Source organism: Elusimicrobiota bacterium (genome assembly GCA_016182905.1).
Taxonomy (GTDB): Bacteria; Elusimicrobiota; Elusimicrobia; order UBA1565; family UBA9628; genus GWA2-66-18.
Genome location: JACPFR010000018.1, coordinates 15,319 through 31,054, shown reverse-complemented (window position 1 = coordinate 31,054; position 15,736 = coordinate 15,319). Strand labels below are relative to the sequence as shown.

The 15,736-nt window shown below is 66.9% G+C and carries 22 protein-coding genes; 6 read left to right on the top strand and 16 right to left on the bottom strand.

The features are described from left to right. Positions 1-8 precede the first annotated feature (8 nt). Both HYV14_06790 and HYV14_06785 read right to left on the bottom strand, forming a co-directional pair. Positions 9-272 (bottom strand): DUF167 domain-containing protein, encoded by a 264-nt coding sequence (locus HYV14_06790; GenBank protein MBI2385704.1) that lies wholly within the window; start codon positions 270-272, stop codon positions 9-11. A 23-nt stretch (positions 273-295) separates the two neighbouring features. Next, on the bottom strand, positions 296-928 hold the full coding sequence (locus HYV14_06785; protein ID MBI2385703.1) for a YggS family pyridoxal phosphate-dependent enzyme: 633 nt from the start codon (positions 926-928) through the stop codon (positions 296-298). Between the two features lie 200 nt (positions 929-1,128). Between HYV14_06785 and HYV14_06780 the strand changes: the two genes are divergently transcribed. Then, positions 1,129-1,695 (top strand): hypothetical protein, encoded by a 567-nt coding sequence (locus tag HYV14_06780; GenBank protein ID MBI2385702.1) that lies wholly within the window; start codon positions 1,129-1,131, stop codon positions 1,693-1,695. A 29-nt stretch (positions 1,696-1,724) separates the two neighbouring features. Here HYV14_06780 and HYV14_06775 read toward each other — a convergent pair whose 3' ends face one another. From HYV14_06775 to HYV14_06735, 9 genes are all read right to left on the bottom strand, one after another. Beyond that, positions 1,725-2,129 carry a hypothetical protein gene (locus HYV14_06775; protein MBI2385701.1) on the bottom strand — a complete coding sequence of 135 codons (405 nt, stop codon included), beginning with the start codon at positions 2,127-2,129 and terminating at the stop codon, positions 1,725-1,727. 93 nt (positions 2,130-2,222) lie between these two features. Continuing rightward, positions 2,223-2,519, bottom strand: a complete 297-nt coding sequence (locus HYV14_06770; protein ID MBI2385700.1) for a hypothetical protein — start codon at positions 2,517-2,519, stop codon at positions 2,223-2,225. Positions 2,520-2,524: 5 nt separating this feature from the next. Further along, the gene (locus HYV14_06765) at positions 2,525-2,824 is read right to left on the bottom strand and encodes a hypothetical protein (GenBank protein ID MBI2385699.1); all 300 of its coding nucleotides are present in this window, start codon (positions 2,822-2,824) and stop codon (positions 2,525-2,527) included. 99 nt (positions 2,825-2,923) lie between these two features. Beyond that, positions 2,924-3,334 (bottom strand): rhodanese-like domain-containing protein, encoded by a 411-nt coding sequence (locus HYV14_06760; protein ID MBI2385698.1) that lies wholly within the window; start codon positions 3,332-3,334, stop codon positions 2,924-2,926. A gap of 37 nt (positions 3,335-3,371) precedes the next feature. Beyond that, positions 3,372-4,073 (bottom strand): hypothetical protein, encoded by a 702-nt coding sequence (locus HYV14_06755; protein ID MBI2385697.1) that lies wholly within the window; start codon positions 4,071-4,073, stop codon positions 3,372-3,374. A gap of 106 nt (positions 4,074-4,179) precedes the next feature. Next, a complete protein-coding gene (gene groL, locus HYV14_06750) occupies positions 4,180-5,808 on the bottom strand; it encodes a chaperonin GroEL (GenBank protein ID MBI2385696.1) in 1,629 nt (542 codons plus the stop codon). A 47-nt stretch (positions 5,809-5,855) separates the two neighbouring features. Further along, on the bottom strand, positions 5,856-6,143 hold the full coding sequence (locus tag HYV14_06745) for a co-chaperone GroES (protein MBI2385695.1): 288 nt from the start codon (positions 6,141-6,143) through the stop codon (positions 5,856-5,858). 522 nt (positions 6,144-6,665) lie between these two features. Next, entirely contained in the window at positions 6,666-7,709 is a 1,044-nt protein-coding gene (locus tag HYV14_06740; GenBank protein MBI2385694.1) for a hypothetical protein, read from the bottom strand. Beyond that, positions 7,706-8,389 (bottom strand): hypothetical protein, encoded by a 684-nt coding sequence (locus HYV14_06735; GenBank protein ID MBI2385693.1) that lies wholly within the window; start codon positions 8,387-8,389, stop codon positions 7,706-7,708. The genes HYV14_06740 and HYV14_06735 overlap by 4 nt, the downstream gene beginning before the upstream one ends. Before the next feature lie 59 nt (positions 8,390-8,448). On the opposite strand from HYV14_06735, the gene HYV14_06730 reads away from it, so the two are divergent. Continuing rightward, a complete protein-coding gene (locus tag HYV14_06730; protein MBI2385692.1) occupies positions 8,449-8,832 on the top strand; it encodes a response regulator in 384 nt (127 codons plus the stop codon). Further along, positions 8,829-9,521 carry a response regulator transcription factor gene (locus HYV14_06725; GenBank protein MBI2385691.1) on the top strand — a complete coding sequence of 231 codons (693 nt, stop codon included), beginning with the start codon at positions 8,829-8,831 and terminating at the stop codon, positions 9,519-9,521. Before HYV14_06730 ends, HYV14_06725 begins: the two co-directional genes overlap by 4 nt. Before the next feature lie 6 nt (positions 9,522-9,527). Here the strand turns inward: HYV14_06725 and modA are convergent, their stop codons facing one another. Continuing rightward, positions 9,528-10,295, bottom strand: a complete 768-nt coding sequence (gene modA, locus HYV14_06720) for a molybdate ABC transporter substrate-binding protein (protein ID MBI2385690.1) — start codon at positions 10,293-10,295, stop codon at positions 9,528-9,530. Positions 10,296-10,347: 52 nt separating this feature from the next. Here modA and modB point away from each other — a divergent pair, with 52 nt between their 5' ends. From modB to HYV14_06705, 3 genes are read left to right on the top strand one after another with little or no spacing between them, the layout of a single operon-like run. Beyond that, positions 10,348-11,019: a molybdate ABC transporter permease subunit gene (gene modB / locus HYV14_06715; protein ID MBI2385689.1), complete on the top strand. Its 672-nt coding sequence runs from the start codon at positions 10,348-10,350 to the stop codon at positions 11,017-11,019. Further along, positions 11,019-11,669 (top strand): ATP-binding cassette domain-containing protein, encoded by a 651-nt coding sequence (locus tag HYV14_06710; protein ID MBI2385688.1) that lies wholly within the window; start codon positions 11,019-11,021, stop codon positions 11,667-11,669. The genes modB and HYV14_06710 overlap by 1 nt, the downstream gene beginning before the upstream one ends. Further along, positions 11,669-12,448 carry a TOBE domain-containing protein gene (locus HYV14_06705; protein ID MBI2385687.1) on the top strand — a complete coding sequence of 260 codons (780 nt, stop codon included), beginning with the start codon at positions 11,669-11,671 and terminating at the stop codon, positions 12,446-12,448. The genes HYV14_06710 and HYV14_06705 overlap by 1 nt, the downstream gene beginning before the upstream one ends. Positions 12,449-12,454: 6 nt before the next feature. Here the strand turns inward: HYV14_06705 and HYV14_06700 are convergent, their stop codons facing one another. From HYV14_06700 to HYV14_06685, 4 genes are read right to left on the bottom strand one after another with little or no spacing between them, the layout of a single operon-like run. After that, positions 12,455-12,946 (bottom strand): hypothetical protein, encoded by a 492-nt coding sequence (locus tag HYV14_06700; protein MBI2385686.1) that lies wholly within the window; start codon positions 12,944-12,946, stop codon positions 12,455-12,457. 31 nt (positions 12,947-12,977) lie between these two features. Then, positions 12,978-13,715 (bottom strand): uridine kinase, encoded by a 738-nt coding sequence (locus HYV14_06695; protein MBI2385685.1) that lies wholly within the window; start codon positions 13,713-13,715, stop codon positions 12,978-12,980. Further along, positions 13,712-14,554, bottom strand: coding sequence for a uridine kinase (locus tag HYV14_06690; GenBank protein MBI2385684.1), 843 nt, complete (start codon positions 14,552-14,554; stop codon positions 13,712-13,714). The genes HYV14_06695 and HYV14_06690 overlap by 4 nt, the downstream gene beginning before the upstream one ends. Further along, on the bottom strand, positions 14,547-15,728 hold the full coding sequence (locus HYV14_06685; protein ID MBI2385683.1) for a hypothetical protein: 1,182 nt from the start codon (positions 15,726-15,728) through the stop codon (positions 14,547-14,549). The genes HYV14_06690 and HYV14_06685 overlap by 8 nt, the downstream gene beginning before the upstream one ends. Positions 15,729-15,736: the final 8 nt, after the last annotated feature.

Here is a 15,736-nt window from a genome sequence, read left to right as displayed (position 1 = left end):
GCCGCTCTTTAGGGGATGGAGTCCATCACCCGCTTGAGCTGCTCCTCCGTCTTGCCCACGATCTCGACCGTCTTCTCACGGCCGTTGGCCCCGCGCAGAATGCTGACGCGCTTTCCGGGAACCTCGAAGAACTCGGCGAGGTAATCCTTGAGCGCGGCGTTGGCCTTCTCGTCGACCGCCGGGGCGGCGACTTTCACCCGCAGCACGCTGCCGATGCGGCTGACCACTTCGTTGTCCATGGCGTTAGGAATGACGCGCACTTTCACGATCATGCAGGGGCCTCCTTGATGTCGGACTAGGGTGCAAAAATCTGTGTTCCGACGCGGATCATGTCCGCGCCTTCTTCGATCGCGATCTCGAAATCGCGGCTCATGCCCATCGAGAGCTTTCCTCCGGGCAGGTGCTCGTCCCTCAGCTCCCTCAGAAGCCTGAAGCTCGGCCTGACCGCTTCCAAGGGCTCGACGTTGGGCGCGATGCCCATGAGGCCTTGGAGCTCGAGGCGCGGGAGCTTGCTCACCGCCTCGATCAGTCCCGGCAGCTCCGCCGGGCTCACGCCGTACTGCGTCTCGCGCTCGGAGAGCTTCACCTGCAGCATCACGGGGAGCTTCCGGTCCGAGCCTTTCATCGCCGCGTCGAGCGCCGCCGCCAGCCTTTCGCTGTCCACGGAGTCGATCGCGTCGAAGGTCTGAACGGCCTTCTTCGCCTTGTTCGTCTGCAGATGCCCGATGAGGCGCCACCGGACCTTCCCCGCGAGCGGGCCGAGCTCCAGCTTCTTCTTCTCGGCGTCCTGCACGCGGCTCTCTCCCGCGTCCGTCACGAGGCCGGACGACAAGGCCTCGCGGACCGCGGCGAGCGGAGCGTATTTTGTGACCGCCACCAAGGTCAACGAGCCGCCGTCACGGTTCGTCCGTGCGGCTGCCGCGTTCATGCGGTAGCGGATTTTTTCTAGGTTGTCAATGAACACCGAACATAATCATTATAGCACACTTCGTGAGCGAAATTACACGGAATGGGCCGAAAGGCCTATTTAGACGCGGTTTTTCGACCTCTAGCTCCGCGCCCCCGTTTTTACCGGGATTTATCCATCCTGAAACATCCCGTACATGGGTCCGGGGTTAAGCTTCCGTCATGGACGCGCTCGAGCTCGCGTACACCCCCCACCCGGCGATGCGGACCCGAGTCTCTTTGATGGCCCCCATCGCCCCTTCCTGCCGCGAGAAGGAGACCGCCGGACTCGCCGTCGCCGCCGTCGCGAGCCTGGCCCTGATCGGCGCCGGCGCCGTGCTGGCCTCTCCCCGCGTCCCCGAGACTCCCGAGACGGTCGCCGGCGAGGCCCGCCCCTTCGAACGCCGCGAGGCCGCCCAGGCGGCCGCTCCGGCCTCGGCTTTCGCGCCGATGCCCCTGCAGGCCGAGCCGACCCCGGTCGAGACCCGCTCCGCGAGCCCCGCCCCGCTCCTCGGCGACCTCGGCCCCGAGCCGGAGCCGGAGCCGGCCGTCTCCGCCTCCATCGCCTATGCCCCGCGCGAGCAGCACGTCCTGACCAGCTTCGACGGCACGCGCACCTTGTCCGACGGCCCCGTCATCACCCGCGCCGCCGCTCCCGCCGCGGCCCCCGAGCCCCGGCCCTTCCGCCCCGCCCCCGTGGTCTGGAACGCCCCCATCCAGTGGATCAGCGTCCATAAAGCCGGCCTTTGACGGTGCCTGGCATTCCACTTTTTCACTTTTTAGGATTTCTCCACGGGATAGCCGTAGCTCTGCCACTCCTTGAGCCCGCCGTGCAGTTCCATGACCGTGAACCCTTTCTGCGCGAGCTCGAGCGCGGCCTTCGGCGCGAGCTGGCAGGTGATGCTCCCGCAGTAGGTGACGATGGTCTTGCCCTTGGGGATCTCGGAGAGCATCTTGGGAAGGTCCACGAGCGGTATGTTCAGCGCGCCGTGGATGTGGCCCGCGTCGTAATCTTCGGACGAGCGGACATCGATGATCTGATAGCCGCTCGCCCCCTCCTCCATCAAGGCGTTGAGGCCGTAAGGGCTCATCTCGTACTTGAGCTTGGCGATGAAGTAGTCCGCGGCGGACGGCTCGTGCGTCTTCGGCGTCTTCAGCGGCTTCGTGGTCGCGTGCGGGGTCATGGGGCCTCCTTGAGCGTGGAACGGCTTCGGCGAGGAGGCTACCAAAGCCGCGCGCGCGTCCGGGTGACCGGGGCGTCAGGAAATTGTTCCGCCTTAGGGGTGCGAATTGATGGCGAGGATCGTGATGCAGCCGGGGTTTGGACCGTAATACCAGAAGACGCGAAAAGCCCCGGGCGTGCGATTCTGGGCGTAGGCCTCGAATACTTCTTCCCCGCGCGGACCCGAGAGAGAGTCGTACTTATGAGTGTTGAGGCCGGGGTGGCGAGGGTTCGTTTCCAGAAAGCCGAGGCATTTACGAACGGCCTTGAGGCGTGCGGACGAGCCGGAAGCGCCTGCGAGAGCCGAAAGCTGTCCTTCCGCCTCGGGCTGGAATATCAGGCGGAAGTTCACGCGTACTAGCCTGCTTTCGCGTGCTTGGCGAAGCTTCCCAGGTAGCGGCCCTCGCCTTCCTTCGCCTGCTTGAGGCCCCGAAGCACCGACGCCCGGGTCTTGGCGCTCAGGGAGTTGAAGCTGCGCGTCGGGATCAGCGACATCGGCTCGAGGAGGATCTGGCCGGCGTCGTTGACGTAAGCCATATAATGCTTCGAAACCTCCCCCTTCAGCACGACGCGCTTCTTCGAATCCGTCCGCGTCTCGCCGAGGAAGGTGAAATGCCCGTCCGCCAGCATCGTCGCCCCGCCTTTATTCTTGGCCATGCGTTTAGTGTAGCAGGAGTGGGAAAAATGTCAAGTGGGATATCCCACAAAAAGGAACGCCCCTTTCGGGGCGGTCCCATTTCAGATCGCGGCGAAGGCTTAGGCTTTCTTCTCGACGCGGAAGCCCTTCTCCTGCCAGGTCTGCAGGCCGCCGAACAGCTCCATGACCTTGAAGCCCTTCTCGGCGAGCACGAGCGCGGCCTTGGGGGCCAAGGCGCAGGTGAGGTTGCCGCAGTAGGTCACGATGGTCTTGTCCTTCGGCAAGGTCGCGAGCTTGCCCGGGAGGTCGGCGAGCGGGATGTTGAGCGCGGTCGGGAGGTGCCCCTCGGCGTACGCCTCGGCCGAGCGGACGTCGAGCACGAGCACGTCGGAGGACTTGAGGCCGCAGGAGGTCGGGGTTCCGTCGATGAGGAGACCCTTGAGCGTCCACGGGGTCATCTCGTAGGAGAGCTTGGCCTTGAAGTATTCCACGGCGGAAAGGGCGAGCGGCTTTTCGAGGGTCGGGGTCATTTTATGCTCCTTGGGTTGGGCTAAATCAATTTATCAATTACAACGGCCGTACGAAACTCTTGCCTGAACTCGGTATATAGGAAAGAAATTCCCGGCCCTTAACAGTAGCGGCAAAGATGTTTCCGTCCTTGCGTATTAATTGATGCGCAAGCAAGTATCCGATAAAGTTGGTGAAGGCGTAATCCTTGAGGCGAGGTTGCTGCTCCTGAGCCTTGGTGTAATACTCCTTAATTGACTTCTCCGTTTCACCTTTGGGTGCGAGTGAATTGAGGTGCGCAAGAATCTCCAGCTGACTGCGGAAAATATGATCGTAGATCCCTTCGAATTGAGTTTGGATGATGAGCTTGCCTAGGCTCTTTACAAGCAGAGTGACGGCCCCGGGACGGGAGCCAACGGGCGGATTGATTTTCCTCTTTTCCAATTCTGCATAGATGTTGTTTTCGATCTCGACGAGCAAGGGGCTGTCGAATTCGCGCAATGCTTCCATGTTTAGGATGTGAGTGTCGCTGGGCGCGTTTGCTGGTGAATCGCTGTGTGCCGGTTGAGAAATTGCGGGGGTGTTCTGATTCGTGGTTGTCGGCTGAGCTAATGCTTCGGTGTCAGCGTCAAATCCTGGAAGTTTTACTTTCCGCGCGCGCCCAATCAGATTTGTGATGGGACTCTTAAACATGGACATGAATACCAGGCCCAGAATAAGAATAACGATTGGATACGCGATGACTTTGATTATTTCGTCCATGGGAATTCGTTTTTGAGAGAAGCCCCCCTGGTCCTTTCGAACCAGGGGGGCTTGTTTATCCTTCGCGAGGCATGGGAACTAACGTTGCCGTTAGTTCGGATGTCTCTTAATACATGTCTCCGCCGTGCTGATGACCGGCACCGGCCATCGCGGGCTCCTTCTTCTCCGGGATGTCGGAGACGAGGACCTCGGTGGTGAGGATGGTGCCGACGATCGAGACGGCGTTCTCGAGCGCGGTGCGGGTGACCTTCAGCGGGTCGACTATGCCGGCCTTGAAGAGGTCGACATACTCGCCGTTGGAGGCGTCCAGACCGATGCCCTGAGCGGAGCTCAGGATCTTCTGGACGACGACCGAGGCTTCCTGGCCCGAGTTGTCCGCGAGCTGACGGATCGGAGCCTGGAGAGCGCGCCGCACGATCTGGCCGCCCGTCGTCTCGTCCTCGTCCGCGCCCTTGAACTTGTCGAGAGCCTCGCCCGCGCGCAGCAGCGCGACGCCGCCGCCCGCGATCATCCCCTCTTCGACGCCGGCGCGGGTCGCGTTGGACGCGTCCTCGACCTTCGCCTTCTTGGCCTTCATCTCGGTCTCGGTGGCCGCGCCGACGTTGATGACCGCGACGCCGCCGGAGAGCTTAGCCAAGCGCTCCTGGAGCTTCTCGCGATCGTAGTCGGACGTGGTGTCCTCGATCTGGCGGCGGATGGCGTCCGCGCGCTTCTTGATCTCGGTCTTGTCGCCGAGGCCGGAGACGATCGTCGTGTTGTCCTTGTCGATGACGATGCGCTTCGCGCGGCCCAGCATGTCGAGGCCGACCTTCTCGAGCTTGTGGCCGAGCTCCTCGGAGATGACCTGGCCGTGCGTGAGCACGGCGATGTCCTGCAGCATCTCCTTGCGGCGGTCGCCGAAGCCCGGGGCCTTCACGGCCGCGCACTTCAGGGTCCCGCGGAGCTTGTTGACGACGAGCGTCGCCAGGGCCTCGCCCTCCACGTCCTCGGCGAGGATCAGGAAGGGCTTGCCGGTCTGCACGATCTTCTCGAGCACCGGGAGGATGTCGTTCATGGCGGAGATCTTCTTCTCCGTGATGATGATGTACGCGTCCTCGAGGACGGTCTCGAGGCGCTCGGTGTCGGTGACGAAGTACGGAGACACGTAGCCGCGGTCGAACTGCATGCCCTCGACGACGTCGAGCGTCGTCTCGGAGGACTTGCCTTCCTCGACGGTGATCACGCCCTCATGGCCGACCTTCTCCATGGCCTGGGCGATCATGTTGCCGATCTCGACGTCGTTGGCGGAGATGGTCGCGACCTGCGCCTTCTCTTCCTTGGTCTTGACCGGGCGGGAGTTCTTCTTGAGCTCCTTGACGACGAGCTCGAGCGCCTTGTGCATGCCGCGCTGGATGGACTTGGAGTTCGCGCCGGCGGTGACGTTGCGGATGCCCTCGGAGAGGAGCGACTGCGTCAGGATGATCGCGGTCGTCGTGCCGTCGCCGGCGACGTCGTTGGTCTTCGAGGCGACTTCCTTGACGAGCTGGGCGCCCATGTTCTCGTAGGCGTCCTGGAGCTCGATCTCCTTGGCGATGGTGACGCCGTCATCGATGATGACGGGCGAGCCGAACTTCTTCTCGAGGACGACCGAGCGGCCCTTGGGTCCGAGAGTGCACTTCGTCGCGTTCGCGAGCTTGTCCACGCCTTCCTTCATCTTGCGGCGAGCGTCGTCCGAGAAAATAATCTGCTTAGCCATGATTGTTATCTATCTCCGTTATAAGGGAATTGAGGGCTTGTCCGTATTTACTTCAGGATCCCGAGGATGTCGTCCTGGTGCATGATGAGATAATCCTCATCCTCCAGCTTGATCTCGGAGCCCGAGTACTTGCCGTACAGGATCTTGTCGCCGACCTTGACGTCGAGCGCGATCACCTTGCCGTCTTCGGTCGTCTTGCCCTTGCCGCACGCCGCGATCACGCCTTCCTGCGGCTTTTCCTTCGCGGAGTCGGGGATGATGATCCCGCCGCGCTTCGTCTCCTTCGCTTCCACGGGCTTGACGAGCACGCGGTCGCCGAGGGGCTGGATCTTCACTTTCGAGAGAGTCGCTTCGGCCATCTGAATTACCTCCGGGTATCTTACCGTCTTAAATTCCGGCGAGGAGTTTATTGGCACTCGCCGCCATCCAGTGCTAATTATAACACGAGGTCCCGAAAGTTGTCAATCGAATCATTCGACTGCCAGTTAACGGGCGGGGCTGATGGGCGGGGGCGGGGAAGCGACGACCCTCGGGGACGGGCGCGATTGGCCGCGCCCTCCGGGATAGACGCGACTATGAAGACCATGGTCGCGTCTATCCCAAGCCCCTCGGGTCGTCGCTTCCCCGCCCCCCTGTATGCGCCTCGCTGCCGTGTGCTTTATAACATCGCGAAGCGATGAACCACGCGACCCCCGCGCTTCCGGGAGGAAGGGGCGAAGGATCGACGCCCCGAGGGGCGTGGGTCGCGCGACGGAGATGCTCATGGTCGCGCAAGACCCCCGAGCGCGGCTCGATGCCGCGCGTCCCCGAGGGGCGTCGATCCTTCGCCCCTCCCTGTTTCAGCGGAACCGCGGGGTCTAGTGGTTCTGCCCCGGGAAGACGCGGCGCAGGAAGCTCATCAGCGCCTCTTGGGCCTTGGGCTGCTCGACGGGATGCTGGGGCTCGAGGTAGGGCGGGGCGGGAGGCGGATCGTCGTTGGTGAAGGTGCCGGTGATGGGCGGCGGCACGGGCGTCTTGAACTCGGGGACGGAGAGCACCCGGCGGACGACGGGCTCGACGGCTTCCGGGGCGGCGGCCTCGGGGGCCGTCGCGGCCGGGGGCGGCGGCGGAGGAGGCGCGGCGCGGACGGGGGCGGGCCGGGGCGCGGGCGTGGGCTCGGCGGCGGCGGCCCTGAGCAGCTCGGGGGAAGGGCAGAGGCGGTTGAGGTCCTCCTCGAGGCGGCGGATCACTCCGAGCGCCTTGGCCAAGGAGAGCTCCTTGTCCGACAGTTCCTTGGAGAGCTTGTCCACCAGGCGGTTGCGGATCGCGAGGTCCCCCTCCGACTGCGTGGCGCGGCGCTTGGCCGTGTCGAGGTCGCTTCGCATCTTCTCCGCGGCCATGCGGATCTCGGCGAGCTGGGCTTCGCGGGTGGCGAGGGTGGTCTGGGCCTGGACGAGGGCGGCCTGGCTCTTGCTCAGGGCCTCCTCGAGCTCGGCGATGCGCGGCATGCGGATCTCGAGCATGGTCGCGGTCTCGCGGGCGGAGGCGAGCTCCTGCTTGAGCGCGGAGATCTGGCGCTGGAGCGAGGTCACGAGGGACTTCTCGTCGCGGCGCGTCTCGAGCTCCTTCATGAGGTCGGCGACGTGGGAGAACAGGCGGGTGCTCGCGCCGTCGAGGAGGGCGTCGACGTCGTTGGCGGTTGGCGGCCCGCCGAGAGGCGCGGAAGGAGGGGTCATGGCCTGATGCGCGTCGAGGGCGCGGACGATGTCCTCGAACTCGCCCGCGCGGCGCCAGTTCTTCTCGGCGATCTCCCCCTCTCCGGGGCAGACGAGAGTGGTCATCGTGAAGCCGGGGAGCGCGGCGAGAGCCGCGGGCTCGTAGCTGCCGGGCACCTCTCCCTTCATGTAGGTCCAATATTTCATCGATTGTCTCCGGGCTTGTTCTCCGAGAACGTCTCCTGGATCCGGTGGAATTTGGCGAGGAACTCCCGCATCTCGGCGCGCAGGATCTGCACGTCCTGGTCAGTGAGGGTCTTGGCCTGCAGGAGGCGCTCGTGCGAGGCCGAGGCCTGGCGGCGGAGCTCGCCGACGCTGCCGGAAAGCTCCCCGGCCTTGGAGCGGGCGGCAGCCACATCGGCCTCCAGGTCGTTCACCCTTCTTCGAGCCTCGAGCAGCGCCTTCTCCGCGTCGGCGCGGCGCTCGCGCTCGAGCGCGAGGTCGGACTCGCGAGCGAGCTCCCGGGACTCGCGGCGCGACAGCTCGGCGCGGGCGCTCTCCAGCTCGCCGGACAGCCGGGCGTTCTCGAGCTCGGCCGCGCGGCGAGCGGAATCCGACTCCAGCGCGGCGCCTTCGTAGGCCGACGCGGCCTCGGCGAGGCGGCGCTCGAACTCGGCGGCGAGGCCGGCCAGGGCGTCGAGCTTGGCGCGCAGCGCCTCGTTCTCCCGGGCCAAGGTCTCGACCCGGACGTCGCCGCCCTTCCGCGGGCGCGGGACGTCGGGCGCCGCGTCGGCGGCCGCGGTCACGTCCCGGATCGGGGCCAGCCGGGGATAGCCCTGCCAGGACAGTTCCCCCAGCCAATCCATCGAGTCTTCATTCGGCGGCATGCTTATTAAGGATAGGTCCTCCCTGTTACAATTTCAAGGCTATTTGATACATTCCATACGTGAGCAAGCGCCCCCTTGTCCTTATCGTTGACGACGAGCACGATTTCCGCGCCATCTGCGCGCATGTCCTCGAGCGCGGCGGCTACGACACCGTGACCGCTCCCGACGGAACGGCGGGGCTGGCCGCGTTCACGGAGCACAAGCCCGACCTCGTGGTTCTCGACGGCAATCTTCCCGACCTGGACGGGATCGAGGTGTGCCGCCGCCTGCGCAAGCTCCCCGGCTCCGAGAAGGTCCCCGTGCTCATGTGTACAGTGCGTTCGGCCATGGTCGCCATCCAGGAAGGCCTCGACGCGGGAATCACGGACTACGTGCTCAAACCCTTCGAGATGGACGCCCTCCTCGAGCGCGTCGCCGGCGCGCTCGAGACGGCCCGGCGTTGAAGGCGAAGCTGGCCGTCGTCGACGACGACGAAGAGATGCTCGGCCTGGTGGCGCTGGTTCTGGGCAAGAGCGGCTACGAGGTGAAAACCTACGCCACTCCCGGGCGTTTCCTCGACTCCCTGGACAAGACCTTGCCCGACCTCTGCGTCCTCGACATGAAGCTGCCCGGGATCCATGGCCGCGACGTGATCCGCGTCCTGCGCGAGAACGCGGCCACCAAGAGGATGCCGATCCTGGCCATCACCGCTTCCGAGCGCGCCACGCCCGACGTGATCAAGAGCCTCGAGCTCGGCGCCGACGAGTACATGGGCAAGCCGTTGGATCTGGAATTGTTCGTCGTGCGCGTCGCGGGGCTGCTGCGCCGCAGGCCCGCGGCCGCGGCGGCGCCGCCGCCGTCGGAGAGCCTGCGCTTCATCGACATGACGGTCTACCTCGACGAGCACCGCGTCGAGGTCGCGGGCAAGCCCGTGACGTTGACGCATCTCGAGTTCAAGCTGCTCGCGTATTTCCTGCGCCATCCCCAGCGCGTGGTCACCCGGGGCATGCTGCTCGAAAAAGTGTGGGACACGGAGCCCGACATGTCCACGCGCACCGTGGACAAGCACGTCGAATCCCTGCGCAAAAAGCTTCCCGCCTTCGGCGCCCACGTGGAGACCGTGATCCGCGTGGGCTACCTCTTCCGCCCCTAGAGCCGGCTAGGGAAGGAGATAGCCGTAGCGCTTCAGGACGGCGCGGCTCTTCGGGCCCAGAATGTAGTTCCTGAGACGGCGGGAGAGCTTTGGATTGTTCCGGGCGCCGTGCTTGAGAATGACCAGCCCCTGATCGATCGGCGTGTAGAGCGCCTGGTCGACCTCCACCCAGACGCCCTTGTCCTTCCACTGCGCCGTCTCCACGATGGACCGGGCGGTGAAGCCGGCGTCGGCGGCCCGCGTGGTGATGAACTGGTTCGCCTGGCCGAGGCTCTCGCCGTAGACCAGCTTGGCGGAGACCGCGTCATGGACGCCGGAGGCCTTGAGCGCCGCCTCCGCCTGCCTTCCGTACGGCGCCGTCACGGGGTCCGCCAGCGCGATCTTCACGATCGACGCGTCCTTGAGCGCGGAGAGTCCTTGGGAGAGGTCCATTTTCTTGAGGGTCCAAAGGATCAAGGTGCCCGTGGCGTAGCGGTCCGGCTTGGCGGCGGCGAAGCCGTCCTGGAACAGCTTCTCGGGAAATTCCATGTCGGCCGACACGAAAAGATCGAACGGCGAGCCGTTCTCGATCTGCGCCACGAACTTCCCGGACGCGCCGGGCGTGAGGACGAGGTCGACGCCGGTCTCGGCCAGGAAGCCCGGGCGGATCTCCTCCATCACGGGCATCATGTTCGCGGCGACGGCGACGGAGAGCGATTCGGCTGGGGCGGCCCGGACGAAGCCCGGAAGCGCGAGGGCGAGCAGCAGGTGTTTCGCCTGCCCCTGGATTTCCATACCGTTATATACTACTATACATAACGATGCGTCAAGCCCCGGCCCTGACGATATGACGAGCTTCTGGCAGCCCCTGGCCTTGTCCGTGGAGCTGGCCGCCGCGACGACGGCCGTCCTTCTCGTCGTGGGGCTCCCGCTCGCCTACTGGCTGGCCTTCAGCCGAAGCCGCCTGCGTCCGCTCGTCCACGCCCTGGTCAGCCTCCCCCTCGTCCTGCCCCCGACGGTGCTCGGATTCTACCTCCTGATGCTGCTCGGCCCGGCGGGACCGTTCGGGCGGTGGCTCGAGAGCGTCCTGGGCCTGCGTCTCGTCTTTTCCTTTCCCGGGCTCGTCATCGGCTCGGTGTTTTACAGCCTTCCGTTCATGGTCCAGCCGATCGAGACCGCTCTCGCCGCTCTCCCCCCCTCGCTCGCCGAGGCGGCCTATGTCCTGGGGAAGACCCGCTGGGAGACCTTCTGGCGGGTGCTTCTGCCCAACGTGCGGCCGGCCGTGCTGACCGCCGCGGTCCTCAGCTTCGCTCACACCATCGGCGAGTTCGGCGTCGTCCTGATGATCGGAGGCTCGATCCCCGGCCGGACCCGGGTCGCCTCCATCGCCATCTTCGCCGAGGTCGAATCGATGAACTACGCCATGGCGCACCGGCACGCGCTGATCCTCCTGGCCGTGACTTTACCGGTCCTGTTGGCGCTTCAAATTTATCGCCGCCGTCCCGTCGAGGTGCTCTGATGCTCAAGGCGAGCCTGCGCAAGACCCTCGACACGACCGACGGCGCCCAGCTCCTCGAGGCCGACTTCGAGCTGGCGCAAGGCGCCGTGACCACCTTGTTCGGCCGCTCGGGCGCGGGCAAGACCACGATTCTTCGGATGCTGGCGGGCCTGACCCGCCCCGACGCCGGCAGGCTGGAGTGCTCGGGGCGGGTCTGGTTCGACGCGGCGGGCGGAGTGGACGAGCCCCCTCAGCGCCGGCGTGTCGGCTTCGTCTTCCAGGACCACGCGCTCTTTCCCAACATGACGGTCGAGGAGAACCTGCGCTTCGCCCTGCGCCCGGACCAGGACGCGGCCGCGGTGGGCGCCATGCTCGAGATCGCCGGGCTCTCTTCGCTGGCGCGCCGCTACCCCGCGAATCTGTCGGGCGGACAGAAGCAGCGGGTGGCGCTCGCGCGCGGCCTCGTGCCGGAGCCGGGGCTGCTCCTCCTGGACGAGCCTCTCTCCGCCCTCGACGAGGAATCGCGCGCCGAGCTGCAGGACGAGCTCCTGCGCCTGCATCGCGCCAGGAAGTTCACGGCGCTATTGGTCAGCCACGACCGAGGTGAAATCTCCAGGCTGTCGACGACCGTGCTCGTCCTGTCCGGCGGGCGGGTGGCGGCCCGCTCCTGATGGCGCGCAAGAGAGGCGCCCGCGACGTCGACGCGCTGCTGCGCCGCAGGCTCGGCCTGCTCGAGCGCATCGGCGCCCTGGGCTCGATCACGGCCGCGGCGCGCGCGGTCGGGCTGAGCTACAAGGCGGCCTGGGACGCCGTGTCGGCCCTGAACGCGGCGTCGGACGAAGCCCTCGTGGAGCGCGTCGCCGGCGGCGCGGGCGGCGGCGGCACCCGGCTGACCGCCAAGGGCCGCAAGCTCGTCGCGGCCTTCCGCGCGGTCGACAAGGAACGCCTGAGCTTCCTGCGCGGGCTCGGCGGGAAGGCCGGGGAACTGGCCCCTTTGCTCGGCTGGCTTCGCCGGCTTTCGATGCGGACCTCGGCGCGCAACCAGTTCTTCGGCGTGGTGTCCGGCCTGCGGCGCGGCGAGATCAGCACGGAGGTGGCCTTGGCTCTACGCGGCGGCGACCGCCTCGTCGCCGTCATCACCAATGAGAGCGTGCGTGAACTCGGCTTGGCGCGCGGCGTGTCGGCGTTCGCGCTGGTCAAGGCTTCGTGGGTCCTCCTCTCCTCGGGCGGCTCGGTCCCCTCCGCCGGCGCGCGCAACGTCTTCGCCGGCCGCGTCGAGAGGCTCTCTCCGGGGAAGGTCAACACCGAAGTCCTGGTCCGCCTGCCCGGCGGGGCGCCTCTGGTCGCCGTGCTCGCCGAGGCGGCAGCGAAGAGGCTGTCATTGCGTCCCGGCCGCACGGTGCGGGCGAGCGTCAGTCCCGGCAGCATCATCCTCGGCGTGAACGTCTAGCCTCGGTCAGGGCTTCGCGGGTTTCGCCGGCTTGTCGGGATCGGCCGGCGCAGCGGGTGTTCCGGGATCCGCGGGCGGGGCCGGCGACGCGGCTTTGGGCGCGCGTCGTCCGCCGCCGCTGCCGTCTCCCCGTCCGCCTCCATCGCCGTTCCCGCCTTGCCTTTTTCCCCGGCCTCCGCCCCGGCCGTTGCCGCGGCCTTCGGACGAGGACTCGTCGCCGCCGGTGCGTCCGGATCGGCGCATCTGCTCCTTGCGCTCGCGGCGCAGGCCCCGCATGCGCTCCTGGACCGCCGCGCGCTCCTCGCGGGTCTTCGCGGCGCGGAATTCGTCGTGGAGCGCGGACATCTTCTGACGGTGCTCGGCGTGCTTGTCGCGGCGCTGGCGGGCGTTCTCCTCGGCTCCGACCGCCTCCGGCGCGGCCGTCCGGGGCTTGGGCGGCTCGCCGCACGGCGCGGGAAGGGCCAGGAGGACGAGGAGCGTCGCGAGGGAGATTCTCATAGCAGGATGATATCCGCCCTTCCCCGGGTTGTCAATCGCGATAGATGAAAGTGCCGACGTTCTTCCCGGCGAGCGCTTTGGCGACGTTGCCGGGCTTGAGGCCGTTGATGATGCGCAGGCTCGTCATGTGGCGCGCGTGCCGCATGTTCTCGAGCACGACGCGCTCCAGCGCCAGGTCCCCCAGATCGAGCGCCAGGAGTTCCGAGACGCTGATGCGCGGGATCAGCGTCGCCTTTCGGTCCTTCTTCGGGTCGGCGGTGTAGAGGCCGTCGACGTCCTTGATGTAGGTCAGGGACTTCGCGCCGAGGTATTCGGCGGTCAGGTAGGTGCCCGAGTCCGTCCGGTTCGCCGGGATGCGCGCGCCCATCGGCGGCTTCTCCCAGTAGTCGTAGGGCGGCATGCCGCTCATGATGGGCAGGCAGTCCATCGCGAGATACAGCGGGAGCTTGTCGAAATCGTCGGGCATGATGTAGACGCCGCCGTGCTTGGCCAGGAGCATCTGGAGCATGCGCGCGTTCTGGCGCGGCGGCGCCTCGCCGAGCGCGGCCAGCACTCCGGTGGGAAGCCCGAGGCCCAGGGCGATGTCGTAGGCGTGCCGCGCGCGCGTGCCGCCGCCCGAGCATATGATCATGCGGTGGCCGCGCTTGAGGCGCGCGAGTTCCGCGACGAGCGGGTAGACGGCGGCGCGTCCGCGGTCCATCACGCTCTGTCCGCCGAACTTGAGGACGTGCACGTCCGGCAGGATGCGCACGATCGGGCTGGTCTTCATCGTCCGGCCTCCTTCGGGGCATAGATCACCGTGCCCGTGCTCCGTCCGGCGAGGGCCTTCGTCAGCGAGCCCGGCTTCAGACCGTTGGTCACGACGATCTCCCGCACGTGGCGCGCGCTCAGCATGGTCTCGAGCGCCATGCGCTCCACGATCAGGTCCTCGTCGGGCAGGCGCAGCAGGTCGCGCGCCGAGACCCGGCGCAGGAGCTCGGCGCGGGGGACGCGCTTCGGGTCCGCCTCGTGCTGGCCGTCCTGGTCCTTGAGATAGACCACGCGGCGGGCGCCGATGGTCTCGGCGAAGACGAAGAGCCCGAAGTCGGACCCGTTCATCGGCAGGCGGCCGCGGCGCGGCGGCTGCTCCCAGTAGTGATAGGGCGGCATCCCGATCATGATCGGGATCATCCCCGAGGCGAGCTTATGGGGCAGGTCCCAGAAGTGGTCCTTGGTCATCGAGATGCCGCCGTGCTTGGCGAGCAGGGCCTGGAGCATTTTCATGTTCTGCTCCTCCGATGCCCCGGCCAGGTGCGCCAGCCCTCCCGTGGGCAGGCCGAGGTCGAGCGCGATCTTGAAGACGTGGCGCGTGCGCGCTCCTCCGCTCACGCCGATGACGAGGTTGTGCCGTTTTTTGAGGCGGGCGATCTCCGAGACGAGCGGAAGGATCGCGGAAGCGCCGCGATCCATGATGCTCGCGCCGCCGATCGCGATGACTTCGACGTCGGGGAGGATGACCACCTCCTTCTCGGTCGCGCTCGCGCGCAGGACGCCCTTGTCCATGAGCGACTCGGCCTTGAGTCCTCCCTGAAGGTGCTTCTGCCGCAGGGCGGCGCGCTCTTCACGCATTCCTTTCCTCCTCGGACGACGCTGAGTTTCCCCGCGCGCGCAGCAGCCGGGCCGCGACGACGCCGCTGGCCGCCCCGAACGCCAATTGGGACGAGCCCTGGAGCGCGGCGGCGGCGTAGAGCGCGGCGTTCCCGTCCACGAGCCAGACCACGGCGAGTATGCTGGACAGCCGGGCGGCGGCGGCGAAAGCCGAGATGACCACGAAAGGAACGGTGCGCCCGCGCAGGGCGCCGAAGGCGGGCGCGGCCGCGTCGACGACAAGGCCGGGCGCCAGGTGCTTGAGGATCTCGAACACGCCGTAGCGCCCGTCGCCGAAGAGGAAGGAGATCACGCCCAAGGTCGTGCCGGCGACGGTGGCGCCGAGGCGCATGCGCGTGCGGTCGGCGGCGACGAAGTAGAGCGGGAGCAGGAGCGCGGTCTTGTAGCCGGGCGCGAACGGTATCCCCGGCAGGATCTTCGCGAGCTTGGCGCCGAGCATGAGCAGGCAGACGCCGGAGAGCACGGCGACGTCGTCGCGCAGCTCGGCGCTGCTCATGCCCGACGCTAGGCCGCGCGCGCGGGCGACCGAGGAGTCGATGAGCCCCGGAAGAAAATCGACTTCTCCTTTAAGAATGCGGCGCAAGGTGGGCTGGCCCGCTTCCATGGCGCGCGCGTTCCTTCCGCCGCCGTCGCCCCGACCGCGGCCCCCTCCGCCTCCTCCCCCGCCGCGTTGCTCGGGCTCCGAGTCCAGCATGGACAAAGTCGCGGCGATCGTGCCCGCCACGGCTTCGGGGAGCAGCCAGCCGCGCAGCCCGGCCACGAAATCTCCCGGAGCGCCGGTGCGCCGCGCCCAGCCGGACGCGGCGACGACGGCGAGAACGCGCAGGATCATCCGCGCGCCGTGGCCGAGGCCGTCGGGATGCCAGCCCAGGCGCAATCCCAGGACGGTCCATTCGCGCGTCGCCGGGCCCGCGCCCTCCGGCGGGAAGAGCGCGAAGAGGATCAGGACGGAGAGCGAGAACGGCAGCAGGCGCGAGAGGGCGCGCGCGAGGTCCCTCATCGGCAGGCGCGCGAGCGTCCAAAGTCCCGCCTGCAGGAGGACCAGTGCCAGCAGCGGCTCCAGACCCTCGATGAAGAAGGCCGACAGCGAGATCGCGAGGAGGCAGCCGACTCGCGCGCGCGGTGAGTGGATCATGCCGCCGT

What these genes read in the sequence shown, in the direction of transcription:
- HYV14_06790 (MBI2385704.1), bottom strand. Translation starts at nt 272, where the DNA reads ATGATCGTGAAAGTGCGCGTCATTCCTAACGCCATGGACAACGAAGTG.
- HYV14_06785 (MBI2385703.1), bottom strand. Translation starts at nt 928, where the DNA reads ATGAACGCGGCAGCCGCACGGACGAACCGTGACGGCGGCTCGTTGACC.
- HYV14_06780 (MBI2385702.1), top strand. Translation starts at nt 1,129, where the DNA reads ATGGACGCGCTCGAGCTCGCGTACACCCCCCACCCGGCGATGCGGACC.
- HYV14_06775 (MBI2385701.1), bottom strand. Translation starts at nt 2,129, where the DNA reads ATGACCCCGCACGCGACCACGAAGCCGCTGAAGACGCCGAAGACGCAC.
- HYV14_06765 (MBI2385699.1), bottom strand. Translation starts at nt 2,824, where the DNA reads ATGGCCAAGAATAAAGGCGGGGCGACGATGCTGGCGGACGGGCATTTC.
- HYV14_06760 (MBI2385698.1), bottom strand. Translation starts at nt 3,334, where the DNA reads ATGACCCCGACCCTCGAAAAGCCGCTCGCCCTTTCCGCCGTGGAATAC.
- HYV14_06755 (MBI2385697.1), bottom strand. Translation starts at nt 4,073, where the DNA reads ATGGACGAAATAATCAAAGTCATCGCGTATCCAATCGTTATTCTTATT.
- groL (MBI2385696.1), bottom strand. Translation starts at nt 5,808, where the DNA reads ATGGCTAAGCAGATTATTTTCTCGGACGACGCTCGCCGCAAGATGAAG.
- HYV14_06740 (MBI2385694.1), bottom strand. Translation starts at nt 7,709, where the DNA reads ATGAAATATTGGACCTACATGAAGGGAGAGGTGCCCGGCAGCTACGAG.
- HYV14_06735 (MBI2385693.1), bottom strand. Translation starts at nt 8,389, where the DNA reads ATGCCGCCGAATGAAGACTCGATGGATTGGCTGGGGGAACTGTCCTGG.
- modA (MBI2385690.1), bottom strand. Translation starts at nt 10,295, where the DNA reads ATGGAAATCCAGGGGCAGGCGAAACACCTGCTGCTCGCCCTCGCGCTT.
- modB (MBI2385689.1), top strand. Translation starts at nt 10,348, where the DNA reads ATGACGAGCTTCTGGCAGCCCCTGGCCTTGTCCGTGGAGCTGGCCGCC.
- HYV14_06710 (MBI2385688.1), top strand. Translation starts at nt 11,019, where the DNA reads ATGCTCAAGGCGAGCCTGCGCAAGACCCTCGACACGACCGACGGCGCC.
- HYV14_06705 (MBI2385687.1), top strand. Translation starts at nt 11,669, where the DNA reads ATGGCGCGCAAGAGAGGCGCCCGCGACGTCGACGCGCTGCTGCGCCGC.
- HYV14_06700 (MBI2385686.1), bottom strand. Translation starts at nt 12,946, where the DNA reads ATGAGAATCTCCCTCGCGACGCTCCTCGTCCTCCTGGCCCTTCCCGCG.
- HYV14_06695 (MBI2385685.1), bottom strand. Translation starts at nt 13,715, where the DNA reads ATGAAGACCAGCCCGATCGTGCGCATCCTGCCGGACGTGCACGTCCTC.
- HYV14_06690 (MBI2385684.1), bottom strand. Translation starts at nt 14,554, where the DNA reads ATGCGTGAAGAGCGCGCCGCCCTGCGGCAGAAGCACCTTCAGGGAGGA.
- HYV14_06685 (MBI2385683.1), bottom strand. Translation starts at nt 15,728, where the DNA reads ATGATCCACTCACCGCGCGCGCGAGTCGGCTGCCTCCTCGCGATCTCG.